Source organism: Rhodoferax sp. (assembly GCF_028714215.1).
Lineage (GTDB): Bacteria > Pseudomonadota > Gammaproteobacteria > Burkholderiales > Burkholderiaceae_C > Rhodoferax.
Window position 1 is genome coordinate 1 of sequence record NZ_JAQTMS010000087.1, and the last position, 12,312, is coordinate 12,312.

The 12,312-nt window shown below is 61.2% G+C and carries 9 protein-coding genes and 1 pseudogene; 6 read left to right on the top strand and 4 right to left on the bottom strand.

All coding sequences use genetic code 11. The features are described 5' to 3' along the window. Nucleotides 1-194: 194 nt before the first annotated feature. A complete protein-coding gene (locus PHS32_RS23440; protein WP_301081895.1) occupies nt 195-2,309 on the top strand; it encodes a TonB-dependent siderophore receptor in 2,115 nt (704 codons plus the stop codon). Between the two features lie 41 nt (nt 2,310-2,350). After that, nucleotides 2,351-3,136, top strand: a complete 786-nt coding sequence (locus PHS32_RS23445; protein ID WP_301081896.1) for a hypothetical protein — start codon at nt 2,351-2,353, stop codon at nt 3,134-3,136. Here PHS32_RS23445 and PHS32_RS23450 read toward each other — a convergent pair. Together PHS32_RS23450 and PHS32_RS23455 are read right to left on the bottom strand one after the other, a co-directional pair. Continuing rightward, the gene (locus PHS32_RS23450) at nt 3,123-4,526 is read right to left on the bottom strand and encodes an ATP-binding protein (RefSeq protein ID WP_301081897.1); all 1,404 of its coding nucleotides are present in this window, start codon (nt 4,524-4,526) and stop codon (nt 3,123-3,125) included. The genes PHS32_RS23445 and PHS32_RS23450 overlap by 14 nt on opposite strands. A 48-nt stretch (nt 4,527-4,574) precedes the next feature. Then, nucleotides 4,575-5,240, bottom strand: a complete 666-nt coding sequence (locus PHS32_RS23455) for a response regulator transcription factor (protein ID WP_301081899.1) — start codon at nt 5,238-5,240, stop codon at nt 4,575-4,577. A gap of 229 nt (nt 5,241-5,469) precedes the next feature. On the opposite strand from PHS32_RS23455, the gene PHS32_RS23460 reads away from it, so the two are divergent. After that, entirely contained in the window at nt 5,470-6,066 is a 597-nt protein-coding gene (locus tag PHS32_RS23460; RefSeq protein ID WP_301081901.1) for a 3'-5' exonuclease, read from the top strand. A gap of 41 nt (nt 6,067-6,107) precedes the next feature. On the opposite strand, the gene PHS32_RS23465 is transcribed toward PHS32_RS23460, so the two are convergent. Next, on the bottom strand, nt 6,108-8,354 hold the full coding sequence (locus PHS32_RS23465; RefSeq protein WP_301081902.1) for a sensor domain-containing diguanylate cyclase: 2,247 nt from the start codon (nt 8,352-8,354) through the stop codon (nt 6,108-6,110). Nucleotides 8,355-8,550: 196 nt separating this feature from the next. Next, complete coding sequence (locus PHS32_RS23470) at nt 8,551-9,015, bottom strand: universal stress protein (RefSeq protein WP_301081904.1); 465 nt, start codon at nt 9,013-9,015, stop codon at nt 8,551-8,553. Between the two features lie 221 nt (nt 9,016-9,236). Here PHS32_RS23470 and PHS32_RS23475 point away from each other — a divergent pair, with 221 nt between their 5' ends. The 3 genes and pseudogenes from PHS32_RS23475 to PHS32_RS23485 form a co-directional block, all read left to right on the top strand. Then, the gene (locus PHS32_RS23475) at nt 9,237-10,544 is read left to right on the top strand and encodes a histidine kinase (protein ID WP_301081906.1); all 1,308 of its coding nucleotides are present in this window, start codon (nt 9,237-9,239) and stop codon (nt 10,542-10,544) included. 1 nt (nt 10,545) lies between these two features. Beyond that, nucleotides 10,546-11,382, top strand: a complete 837-nt coding sequence (locus PHS32_RS23480) for a LytTR family DNA-binding domain-containing protein (RefSeq protein ID WP_301081909.1) — start codon at nt 10,546-10,548, stop codon at nt 11,380-11,382. 270 nt (nt 11,383-11,652) lie between these two features. After that, nucleotides 11,653-12,312 (top strand): annotated as a pseudogene (locus PHS32_RS23485) (pyruvate-flavodoxin oxidoreductase); the annotation flags it as partial.

A 12,312-nucleotide genomic window follows, 5' to 3' on the forward strand; every position in this document is an offset into this window, starting at 1 on the left:
AATCACCGCCAAGCTCGCCAAACAGCACCACCAAGCAGTCTCGGCGTAGTGGAGACCTTTGTCCTCGCGCTCAAGCAAATCAACAACTTGCCAGCGGTTCACTTGGTCGGTTGAGAAAGATGGGCTAACACCGCGTGAGAGAGCCCGACAAAAGAGCGCCGATGCACAACTATATTTGACGGAGACCGCAGGAAATGAAAACCAAACGCCATTGCGTATCGAAATTGCTGTATCTGACGCTGGGGTTGACGGGTGTCTCGATACCGTTGCACAGTGCCATCGCCGCCGGTCCGGTCGCCAGCCCGGCAGCCGGCGCGGAGGAGGACGCCGACGCCAAAGCCGGCGCCGGATCGGTGGAGACCACGACCCAGACCAAGGTGGTGGTGTCGCGCGAACAGATCGAATCCGGGGACCAGCAGGAAGGCTATGGCGAGGCCGTCAAGACGGTTGCCGGCGTGGCCAGCAACAACGCCGCCGGCAGTGCCAACGCCAGCGTCAAATTTCGCGGTATCCAGTTGGGCCTGTATACGAATTACCGATTGAATGGCGGCCTGGCGATCACCAATGTGGTGACGATCCCGACCGAGGACAAGGAAAAAGTCGAGGCGCTCAAAGGCGCCAATGCCTTGATGTTCGGTCTGGCCAGCCCGGCCGGCATCATCAATCTGGTCACCAAGCGCCCGGCGAACAAGGACGTTTCGACGGTGACGCTGTCCGGCAATGCGTTTGGCCAGTATGGCGGCGCGGTCGATCTGAGTCGCAAATTCGGTGACGAAAAACAGTTTGGCTTGCGCGTCAACGCATCCGCTACCCATATCGAAACGGGTGTTGACGGGCTGAGCGGCACCGGACAATTCGCCAGCGTGGCGGCCGATTGGCGCGCCAGCAAGCAGCTCAGCTTCAAGCTCGATTACGAGAACTACCGAAAAGATGTGATGGAGCAGGGGTCCATCGCACCTCTGGCCGCAGTCAAGGGGGTCATCGTGGTGCCGAACATTCCGGACCCGACCCATATGCTGGGCGCGACCTGGGGGCTCTACACGCCGCGCACCGAGAACAAGATGTTGCGCGCCGACTATCTTGTTTCAGACGACTGGAGGGTGCTGGCCGAAATTGGTGCCTCCAACTCGGAGCGCAATCGGGTGCAGGCGCGCACCACCGGCAACTACGACGTGGTCACCGGTGACGGGAAGATGCAGATTCAATGGATCAAGGGTCAGAACTACGACAATCGATTCGGCAGGGTCGAATTGCATGGCAAGTTCGACTTGGGATCTGTGAAGAACGATGCCACATTTGGCTACTCTTCGAGCGAGCGGGCCGGCAACAATCCCTTTGGTCCTGGTGCGGCCACGACAGCCATCAACATTTACAACCCGCTGCCAATTCCGCAGCTGGTCGATCCCAACAAGCCGATTGTCTATGCGCCATCGCTCAACGTCGAAAAGAGCTACTACGTCTATGACACGGCCGCGCTCAGTTCTTCACTGAAGATTCTGGCGGGGGTCAGAAGCTCGGACGCGCAGTTCATGAGTACCAATCAAAAGACCTTGACGCCGACCACCCTGAAGACCACGCCCACCGCCCCCGGTGCCGGCCTGTTGTGGGAACTGGCGCCGCGCACAACGGTTTATGGCAGCTACATGCGGGCCTTCGAGGATGGGCCGACGGCCACCGCCAACACGACCAACGAATACCAGATCCTGGCGCCCACCGAATCGACGCAAAAGGAGATCGGCATTCGCTCGACTTTCTTCAAAGGCCTGTACGCGAATATCGACTACTTTGACATCGTGCGTGCCAACGCCGTGGCGAACCAGGTCGCGGGCGCCCATTTCAACGAATTCCTGTACGACGGCACCAGCCATTTGTACGGCTTCGAAATTGCCGCCAGCGCCCAGATCAATCGCTCCTGGGCCGTCAATGGCACCGCGCAAATCATGCGCGGAACCATGGTGACCGTGATCGATCCAAATCTCAACGGCAAGTCGCCGGAAAACATGGCCGATTTGATGGGCACCTTGAACGTCGAATACCGGCCGGCGTCGGTCATGGGGCTGACCCTCAAAGCCGGCGCCAACTACATCGGCCCGCGTTTCATCAACGCGCTCAATCAAGGGGCCATACCGGGAGTGACCCTGTTCTCCGCAGGTGCTGCCTACAAGACGAAGATTGCCGGGCGTAAGACCACGATGCAATTGAGCGTGACCAATCTGGCGGACAAACGTTACTGGGCTGCCGTCACCAGCAGTTCTTATGGCGCCGGCATGGAGCGGGGCCTCAGTTTCAGCGCAAAAACCGAGTTTTGATGTTGCCGGATCGTGCTCGATTTACGCCAGCAGGGAAGGCTGTGAAAGCCCGGCTGCTGTCACTATGTTGCCTGCTGTCGGCTCTGCTGCTGAACTTGTTGTTGACCGACTTGGCGGCAGCGGCCGAGCTACCCGTCAACGACGAGGCGTCAGCGCTGGTCATCAGCTACCACGTGGCACCGCTGCAGCGCCCGGCATTGCGCCGTGAATTGGAAAAGAGCGGATTGCGCCAGTTCCAGCGCTGGAAGAATGAAGGGATCTTGAAAAGTTACCGCATCCTTTTCAGTCGCTACGCCGACTCGGACCATTGGGACGCGATGGCGCTGTTGACGTTTTCCTCTTCCGCCAATGTCGAGCGCTGGAAAATACTGGAGCAGACGACACCGGGCGGCCTGACGCGCAAGGCGCTGGCGCTGGTCCGTGCCATTCACAGCGTTCCGCTTGTCTTGGCACGCAGCAACAGCGCGGCGGAAACGCCCGCCAACCCGGTGTTCCTGGTGATACCGTATCTGACCCTGGTTTCCATGGGCGACTATCTGAAGTATGCGGACGGCTATGTCATTCCGCAATTCGACGGCTGGATCGGCGAAGCGGTGCTGTCGCAATATGAATTGTGGGTTGGCAGTTTCCCGGCCGGCCGGCCCTGGTCCGCCATGGTGATTCTTGCGTACCAGGACGAGGCGGCGCTGGCGCGGCGAAATGCAGTGGTTGCCAAGGTGCGGGCCAGGCTAAAGGAAATTCCGGAATGGAAAGCGATCAGCGACAACAAGAAGTCCGTGCGCGAAGAAAAACTGGTCGTGATCGCCGATCAAATCAGCTTTCGCTAAAACCTGTTGCCGGAATCTCCAGCACCATTTGCAGACCCTTGTCACCCGGCGCCGGCGCCGCGAAAATCCGGCCTTGATGCAGGCCCACGATGCTGCGGCAAATCGCCAGACCCAAGCCGCTGCCCTTGTACTGCGGGCCGGTCGTCGGCACACGCACGAAGCGTTCAAAGATGCGTTCGTACTCGGCGCTGGGAAGTCCGGGTCCCTGGTCTTCGATACTGAGGCGCCAGACACCCTGGTCCAGCAGCGAGCGCACGGTGACCAGGCCGCCCGTCGGTGACACGTTGAGGGCATTGCTGAGCAGGTTGAGAAGCACCTGGCGCAAGCGCTTTTCGTCGAAAGCGACTTGGCCTTCTCCGGCATGGGTGTGGTTGAAACGCATCCCGTAATGCTCGGCCAGCACGCGCGCATCCTGCGCAAAGGATTGCAGAAAGCGCGCCGGATCCACGCTCTTGAGATCTAGCGTGATGGCGCGTGCTTCGGCGCGTGACAGAAACAGCATTTCTTCGATGATCTGATCGAGCCGCGCCAGTTCCTCCAGTTGCACGCGCAGCGCTTCTTCCTGAGGCGGGCTCAGGCCACCGTCCAGCAGCATTTTTTCGGCATGCAGACGGACCAGGGACAGCGGTGATTTGAGCTCATGCGAGGCCTCGGCGGCAAACTGCCGAATCTGCTTGAATGAGGATTCCAGCCGGTCGAACATCTGGTTGAGCATGCGCGCCAGGTCGGATACTTCGTCATGGACATCGGGCACCGGAATTCGCTCATTCAGGTTGTCGGAACGAATCCGGTTGGCAGTTTCACTGATCAGGCGGATCGGGTTGAGCGCCAGCCGGCTGAAGGCAAAGCCAATGGCCACGCTCATCAGCATCATGCCGGCCAGCAGCGCCAGACAGATTTTGGTGAAGCCCAGCATGGTGTCGCGCACACTGCTCAGCGGCGTGCCCAATCTGACGGAAAACGGCCCGAATTCAAAAGTGCCCACGCGCAGGGTGTCGAGGTCGTCCAATTTGACGTCGAAGATGGGCTCATTGCGAGCGCCCGGGATCGCTTTGCCGCGCAGGTTTTCGGACAGAAACACCGTTCCGGTCCGGCGGTTGCGGATGTCATAGAAGAAGATTGAGGAATTGCGGTTGGAGGCGACCCGCAGCGCTTTTTCGATGAACTCGGGGCTGTCCTGGTCGCCACCGCGAGACAGGTGGACCTTCACCGATTTGAATTGGGATGCGATCTGCAAATCGAGCCCGCGGATCAAGTAGTTTTGCAGCAACAGGTAACCGGCCACAAACACGCACACCAGCGTGATGGTGACCGCCAGCGTGTACCAGAGCGTCAGGCGGATGCCGATTGATTTCAGCAACCGGGGGATGCGAATGGTCTTGCCGGCCATGGGTAGCGTCGCGGTAGAGCGCTGTGGGTGACTGCGGCGTGCCGGGTCTTAGAGCAGTTGGTAGCCAACGCCGCGTACGGTTTTGAAAAGCGGCTGGCCGGAAGAGGTGTCGAGTTTTGCCCGCAGCCGGCTCATGTAGACGTCCAGCAGATTGGTGTCGATGTCGTAGTGCGACTCCCATATTTTTTCCGAAATGTGGCTGCGCGGCAGGATGCGGCCGACGTTTTGCATGAAGATTTCCAGCAGCGCAAACTCGCGGCTGGTCAGATCCACCGGCTTGCCGTTGAACTGAGCCGTGTGACCCAGCAAGTCGAGCCGGATGCCCCGGTGTTCCAGCAGCGTATCCTTGGCCGTCGAATGGCGTCGCAACAGCGAACGCACGCGTGCCAGCAGTTCCTCCAGGCTGAACGGCTTGGGCAGGTAGTCGTCGGCGCCGATGTCCAGGCCCTTGATGCGATCCTGGACGGTATCGCGCGCGCTCAGGATCAGCACCGGTTCATTGAAGCCGCTGCGGCGCCACTCGCGCAGCAGGTCCAGGCCATCGCCATCGGGCAAACCCAGATCCAGCACGATCACGTCGTAACTCGTTTCGCACAAGGCCGCACGTGCCTCCCGGCAACTGCCCACTACACTCACCGTATAGGCATGCTCCGTCATGCCTTGCTGCAAGAACCGGCCGAGCCGTTGCTGATCTTCAACGATCAAGGCCTTCATTTTGAATATCCGGTTGTGGGTTCGATCATGTCACCATCATGCCGCGCGGGCGCGCGGGCGCAAAGAGGGATTTTCGCCAATGGACAAGTGTTTCAAAATCAGGTCTGAAATGGAGAATGAATTTGTATTTTGAACCGGCGAACCAATTTGCCTTTTTCGACCCTGCGGCGCAGCGCCATGGCGGGCTGGCCCAAGAGGGCGGTTGTCAAGCACCTTGCCAACATTCTCCATGCACGCCCTGAACGCTACACCCAGCAAGGAGCAGATTGCGCTGCTGCCGGAATTCGGCCGCCTCGGGCTGGAGCGGATTGTGCTGGTCGCCAGCGCCGCGCAGGCGCAACAGGCACAGGCCGCACTCAGGGCCACGGCGGTCTGGGGCTTCGATACCGAATCGAAACCGACCTTCGTCAAGGACCAACTCTCCACCGGACCGCACATCGTGCAACTGGCCACGCTGGAGCAGGCCTGGGTGTTCCAGTTGCACGACCCGGCCTGTCGCGCCGTGGTGACGCAGTTGCTGGCGCTGCCGGGTTTCACCAAGGCCGGCTTCGGCCTGGGCGACGACCGCAAGCGCATCCAGTCGAAGCTGGGCGTGCAGGCGCTGGATGTGCTGGACCTCAACACCGTGTTTCACCAGCGCGGCTACCGCAAGGACATGGGTGTCAAGGGCGCAGTGGCAGTGCTGTTCCAGCAGCGCTTTATCAAATCGAAGAAGGCGGCCACTTCCAACTGGTCCGTGCCCAGCCTGAGCCCGGCCCAGGTGGTCTATGCGGCCAACGACGCCTATGCCGCTATTCGCGTCTTTCACGCGCTGGGGCTGTCCTGAAGTCGCTCTGGAATCAGCTGGCCAATTCCCGCTGACGACCCTTAGCCTGTCTCCACCCGATTCCTGCCAGCGTCCTTGGCCCGGTAGAGGGCGGCGTCGGCGCGGGCCAGGATGCTGTCGGGTGCACGGTCGCTCGCCTTGAACTCCGCGACACCGATACTGATCGTAAACGGGATCTCTCCCTTGCTGCTCGGAGCCGGGGTAACGGCCACATGGCGTCGAAACTCCTCGGCGAACTGCAAGGCCTCCGGGCCGCCCGTACTGGGCAACAAGACACCGAATTCTTCTCCACCTAGGCGGCCAAACAGGTCGGTGCGACGCAGACGGAGCCGGGATAGTTCGGCCAGGTGCTGAAGCACTGTATCGCCGATGGCATGACCATAGCTGTCGTTGACGTTCTTGAAGCGGTCAATGTCCACCATCAGGAACGCGGCCGACTCGCCCGAGCGCTTGATGCGCGCCAGTTCCATTTCGAATAGTTCGATGAAGTGCCGACGGTTCGCCACGCCGGTCAGCGGATCGGTGGTGGCCAAGCGCTTCAACTCCTGCTCCATCGCCTTGCGGTGGGTGATGTCCATGCCGGTGCCCGCAACGCGCAAAGGCTGGCCGTCGGAGTCCCGTTCGACCGCCATGCCGCGTGCCAGCACCCAGATCCAGCGGCCATCGTCATGGCGCATGCGGACTTCGACTTCGAAGAATGGCGTTTCGTTCTTCAGATGGTGAATCAATGCATCGCGGGCCGCCGATGCATCCCCGGGGTGCACTAGATCGGCCAGGGTGGACACATGCGGATGAAGCGTCTGCGGTCGATGGCCCAGCAGCTTGGCCCAGCCTTCGCCAAAGACCAGTGTGTTGCCCGGAACGTTCCAATCGGTCAGTGCCAGATCGGCGCCGCGCAGTGCCAGGGTCAGGCGTTGTTCGGCCTCCCGTTTGCGGCTAACGTCGCGCGTAACGCCCAGCAGGTGGGTGATCTTGCCGGCAGCGTCGCGTAGCGGTGCCGCGTGGATCTCAAGCCAGCGCCGCGTGCCCTGTTTTCCTTCAATCTGAAATTCCAGCATGCCGGTTTCACCGGCGAGGACCCGCTCGGCCAGATCGTTGAATGCGCTGCGATGCTCCGGCAACACGAAGTTGACCAGGCCGCCACAGGCATTGACCGCTTCGATGCTGTCCACCTCCAGCATGGACATACCGGCGTTGTTCATTTGCAGCAATGTTCCGTCGGTCCCGATGAGATTGACGCATTCAGGCTCGTTCGCAAGGACGGTGGACAGGAAGTTCTTCTGTTCCTGAAGCGCTGTTTCCGCCTGCTTGCGCTGCGTGATGTCGTCCTTCACGGCCACATAGTGGGCAATGCGGCCCGCCGCATCGACGACCGGCGAGATGCTGGCGGCCTCCCAGTACAACTCTCCATTCTTCTTCTTGTTGTAGATTTCCCCTTGCCAAGGCCGTCCGCTGGCAATGGTGGCCCAAAGTTCCTCGTAAGTCTTCTTGGGCGTCTTGCCTGACTTGAGGATGCGCGGGTTCTGGCCGATCGCCTCTTCAGGCGAATAGCCGGTCGCACGGGAAAAGCCAGCATTGACGAAGATGATACTGGCGTCAGCATCGGTCACCACGATGGAGGAGTTGCTTTGCTCGACCGCGGCCGTAAGGATCCGCTGTGACTCAGCCAGCTGGCCCTGTTCCAGCCCCAGGCGTATCGCCACATCGAGCGTCTCGTGCAGGTAGCGTGCGCTGGCGAGCATGGCAAACAGGAAAACGATGCCCATCGTGCCGAACGCCCAGTGCAGTGCCGAATGGGCCTGTAGCAATACGACTGCGGACATCGGGACACTGACCAGCACCGCAAATGTCGCGAAGGCTGCCGGCACCGGTGCCAGCAACGGAATAGCGCCTGCCATCATTCCGACCAGCGTCAGCCCGGAGAACAAGAGCGCGCTATCGGGCGCCTTCCACATGAACAATACGGCGCCGGCGCCCCATGTGGCGGCCATCATCGCCGTGCCACCGATATAGCGCCGCCGCCAGGTCATGGCCTCGGCTGCATTCGGCGCAACTGCCACGAAGCGGCGGGCCAGCAGGTAACGCCCGGCAGCGACAGCGACGACCAAGCACCACCAGATGAAAGCCGCGCCGGCCGATGCCTGGAGGGAGACGTTGACAGCGGCCAGCAGAGTGGCATTGGCGACCGTCACCGACTGTGCAATGCCCGCGTTGCGATACAGCAGGACCGTTTTCTGTCGCTCTGCTTGCGCTTCGATATTCGAGTGTCGGACGGGGTAGGAGAACACGTTTATCACACCAGTTGGGCAATTGCTCAAACACAGTTCGGTAGCGCACATAAAGGACACCGTACATAAGCATGTCCTAGCTGCTGGCCACTGCTCAATTCCGCGTCGGCGCCCACATCCAAGATATTCAAGTCTGTGCGCCCGGCCGGCGGAGACTTTGAGAAAAATCAAGCAAGGACATGGCCCCCACGCAGGCTCAGGCCTGGCCGGCAACTTCGGCTGAGCGGACCAGCAGCACCGGCACCGGCGCCAGACGCATGATCTGCTCGGCGTCGCTGCCCAGCAACAAGCGCCTGACGCCGCGTCGGCCGTGGGTGCCGATCACAATCAGGTCGGCCGGCCAGGTCCGGGCTTGCTCGACCACGATTTCGGATACGCCGGTCGGCAGACTGTCAAACAGCAGGGTGTCGACCTTGACGCCTTGCTGCTGGACACGGGTCTTGGCCTGCTCCAGCGTCTGCTGGCCCAACTCCTTCATCTTGGGCACCACATCGCTGGCATAAACCCCGTAGAGTTCGGAGCCGGTGGCGAAGGTCAAGGCGTCCACCACATGAATCAGGCGCAGGCTGGCGCCGGTCAGCTTGGCCAGCTTGATGGCTTCGTCCAGTCCCCGGTTGGATGTGCTGCTGCCGTCAACGGGAACGAGAATACGCTGGTACATGGTGTCCTCCTGGCTTGAGATGGGTCCATTGTTGAGGTGGCGTGGCGTGCCGGCATTGACTTTTCGCAAGAGGGCCCGCTGGCGACGGCGAACCGGCAAAACCGTCGGCAGTGGACGCAGCCTGTCTGCTTTTTGTGCAGTGCGTCGCTTGCGGCTGGCGTTCGGGCTTTTGTTTTGCGTACAGTTGGGGCATTCAAGCTCTGCCGTCGCCACAACCCATCATGACTAACGAAACCAACCATCCAGGCAGCCCCAGCCGATGGTCGCGTGCTTGCGGCGCCTACCTCAGGGCCTACCACGCTTATGCCGGTTGGCTGGTCAGCATTACCTGGCGGCGCTTCTTTGGCCTTTCCCTGTTGCTGATCATCTCGATGGCCATCCTTCGGGACATGCCACCGCTGAGCTGGACTTATTCTGAAATCGTGGCCGATGTTCCGAAGCGACCGGGCAAGACCGCGCATGTGCCCAAGCCGAAACCCAGCGAATCGAAAAAGAATTCCAGTGACGGAGTGGACATTTCCATTGACGAGAGCGGTGTCCACATTTCCACCAAAGCCGGGCCGCCCGTCCAGCCCCCTTCCGAACCCGCCTCGGCCGAGGCGACTGTGCCGGGAGTGACGATCAAGCTGCCGCCGGGAGCCGATTCGCAGGTGGTCAAGGACGCTGTTGACGAGGCGCGCCAGGAAGTGTTGGCGGCGCTGGAAGAAGCCAAGCAGGAGGCGGCGGACGCGGCCGAAGAGATGCGCCCGCGTATTCGCACCCACAAAATTGGTGCGTCTTTAGTGCCCCTGGCGTTGTGGTTCATTCTGTTTTCCATCATCATCAAGGTCTCCTACAAGGGCAAGGTGCAGGCCGAAGCCAAGGCGGCGCAAGCCACCGAAGTGGCCGAATCCGAGTCCTTGAAGCGCCAGGTGGTGGAGGCCCGCATGGCGGCCATGCAGGCCCAAGTGGAGCCGCACTTCTTGTTCAACACCCTGGCCAGCATTGAGCATTTGATCGAGACCGATCCGCCGCGCGCCGGCAAGATGCAAAGGAACCTGATCGCCCTGCTGCGCGCCAGCATGCCCACCATGCGCGAGGCCAATGCCCAGGGCACGCGCGACCTGGGCCGCGAATTGGCCATGATCCGGCCCTACCTCGAAATCCTGAAAGTGCGCATGGAAGAGCGCTTGCAGACCGAGGTGCGCGTCAGCGACGGCTTGTTGTCGGCCGAGTTCCCGCCCATGATGTTGCAAAGCCTGGTGGAGAACGCCATCAAGCACGGGCTGGAGCCCAAGGCCGAGGGCGGCCTGTTGACGGTGAGCGCCGAAATCGTGCACGGCAAGCTGGCCGTCACGGTGGCCGACACCGGTCTGGGTTTCGGCAAGGCGGAGACTGCCGGCACCGGCATTGGTTTGAGTAACATCCGGGAGCGTCTGGCCTTGCTGTATGGCAACAAGGCCAGCCTGACTGTGACCGAGCCGGCCAGCGGCGGTACCTCGGTCACCATCACGCTGCCTTATGCGGTGCACACCAGCACGGAGACCTGAGATGCCGACTGCCTTGATTGCCGATGATGAACGTTTGATGCGCGAACAACTGCGCGCCCGCCTGAGCCAGGTCTGGCCGGAACTGGAGATCGTGGCCGAAGCCCGCAACGGCCAGGAGGCGGTCAGCCTGACCGAGCAGCATCATCCCGACGTGGTGTTTCTTGACATTCGCATGCCGGTGCTCACCGGCGTCGACGCGGCGCGCCAAATTGCCCAGTTGCCGACCTATGACGAGGCGGACGGCTGGCCCGGCTGCGAGATCGTCTTCATCACCGCTTACGACCAGTACGCGGTGCAGGCCTTCGAGCAAGGGGTGGTGGATTACGTATTGAAGCCAGCCGAGCCGGAGCGCCTGCGGCTCACCGTGCAGCGCCTCCAGCAACGCATGGCGGAGCGCGCCCAGCAGGAGCACGGCGGTGCCAACGGAGCCTCCGTGATGCTGCCGGCGCACACGCCCGACATGCAGCAGCTATTGCAGCGGCTGGCGGCCCAGATCAACCCCAGGAGCCCGGCCAAGCTGCAGTGGATTCAGGCCACGGTGCGTCAGGCGATCCAGATGATTCCGGTGGAAGAAGTGTTGTTCTTCATTTCGGATGAAAAATACACGCGGGTCCAGACCGCCACCATGGAGGCCTTGATCCGCAAGCCGATCAAGGAACTGGTGGAAGAAATCGACATGAACCTGTTCTGGCAAATCCACCGCTCCACCCTGGTCAACGTCAAGGCCATTGCCGGTGTCAACCGTGATTTTCGCGGCCGGCAACTGGTCAGCGTGCGCGGTCATCCTGAAAAACTGGAAGTCAGCCGCAGTTACGCTGGCTTGTTCAAGGGAATGTAGATAGCAGGCGTCGGCAACAAACGCCGGCTTGCAGGGCGGCATTGATTACTCACTTGACGCCGGTCAATAGATGGCGTGGATTCCGGTCAATATTCCGCATAGCGGTGCTACTATTCACATACCAACATACGAGAAGCGCAAGCCCTCGTTTGCCCATTTGGGGTGAGTGTGAAGCCGCTCGCCTGTCTGTGGCCGGAAAGTGTTCGACCAAGCTGTGAGTTCATCCAGGGTGGGCCTTGAGATTAACCGATAACTCATGGACGCAGCACAATGAACGCGAAGACAGCAAAATACCCCGGCATCCCCAACGTCATTCACGGCAACGGCGCAGTCGCCTATGTCATGAACCAGGTCTGCGGCGGCGTCATCGGTTACCCGATCACGCCGTCCACCGAGATCGCCGAGATCTACGAGGCGTTCCGGGCCGAGGGCGGCATCAATGTCTGGGGCAAGCACCCGTTTTTCTTCGGCCCCGAGGGCGAGCATTCGGCCCAGAGCGGCGCCTTGGGTGCGGCGCTGACCGGCGGGCAATATATTTCCAACGCATCCTCCAGTCAGGGCATCTTGTACGCGCTGGAATCGCATTACGTCACCGTCGGCAAGAAGGTCGGCGGTTTTGTGCTGCAAGTGGCGGCGCGTGTGGTTTCAAAACATTCGCTCAACGTGATGGCCGGGCATGACGACGTTTATGCACTGCTGTCGTCCGGCTACACCATTCTGTTCGGCGCCAACCCGCAGGAAGCGGCCGACCTGGCGGCCATTTCCTACCGCGCGGCCGCGCTCTCGCTGATTCCGGTGGCCAATGCGATGGACGGCTTTGCCACCAGCCACATGCTGAGCGAGGCCTTGATGCCCGAGCCCGAGTTGCTGGCCGAGTACCTGGGCGACCCGGCCGGCCGCATCAAGGCGCCGACGCTGGCGCAGGAGATG

What these genes read in the sequence shown, in the direction of transcription:
- PHS32_RS23440 (WP_301081895.1), top strand. Translation starts at nt 195, where the DNA reads ATGAAAACCAAACGCCATTGCGTATCGAAATTGCTGTATCTGACGCTG.
- PHS32_RS23450 (WP_301081897.1), bottom strand. Translation starts at nt 4,526, where the DNA reads ATGGCCGGCAAGACCATTCGCATCCCCCGGTTGCTGAAATCAATCGGC.
- PHS32_RS23455 (WP_301081899.1), bottom strand. Translation starts at nt 5,240, where the DNA reads ATGAAGGCCTTGATCGTTGAAGATCAGCAACGGCTCGGCCGGTTCTTG.
- PHS32_RS23460 (WP_301081901.1), top strand. Translation starts at nt 5,470, where the DNA reads ATGCACGCCCTGAACGCTACACCCAGCAAGGAGCAGATTGCGCTGCTG.
- PHS32_RS23470 (WP_301081904.1), bottom strand. Translation starts at nt 9,015, where the DNA reads ATGTACCAGCGTATTCTCGTTCCCGTTGACGGCAGCAGCACATCCAAC.
- PHS32_RS23475 (WP_301081906.1), top strand. Translation starts at nt 9,237, where the DNA reads ATGACTAACGAAACCAACCATCCAGGCAGCCCCAGCCGATGGTCGCGT.
- PHS32_RS23480 (WP_301081909.1), top strand. Translation starts at nt 10,546, where the DNA reads ATGCCGACTGCCTTGATTGCCGATGATGAACGTTTGATGCGCGAACAA.